This is a genomic window from Bacillus sanguinis (genome assembly GCF_018332475.1).
In the GTDB taxonomy this organism is placed as follows: domain Bacteria; phylum Bacillota; class Bacilli; order Bacillales; family Bacillaceae_G; genus Bacillus_A; species Bacillus_A sanguinis.
Genome location: NZ_BOQB01000653.1, coordinates 1 through 330, shown reverse-complemented (window position 1 = coordinate 330; position 330 = coordinate 1). Strand labels below are relative to the sequence as shown.

Here is a 330-nt window from a genome sequence, read left to right as displayed (position 1 = left end):
TAAAAAAACTCTTCTACAATAGTAGAAAAAGAATAACAGAAACTACTATTTTATGCCAGCATACATAAAAAAATGCAATGTAAATATGGAAATGTCGTCGAATGCTATCTTTAATTGGTTAATTAGTGAGATATTTTTGTGAAGGAGCTTATTTTATAAGAATAGAATTAAAGTTAATAAGAAATCATGCCGATGGTAGTGAAAATATATGTGTTAGGGGGATTTCATAATGAGGAAACTCAAGCGAATAAATGTTCCTAATATACAAGAACAACTATCACAGTCTAATGAGAATCAAGCAATTAATAAGAAAAAACTAAGGCGATTTAT

1 pseudogene is annotated in these 330 nt (G+C 27.9%); it reads left to right on the top strand.

Annotation, left to right across the window (positions count from 1 at the left end):
* Positions 1-229 precede the first annotated feature (229 nt).
* Positions 230-330 (top strand): annotated as a pseudogene (locus KI369_RS29060) (FtsB family cell division protein); the annotation flags it as partial.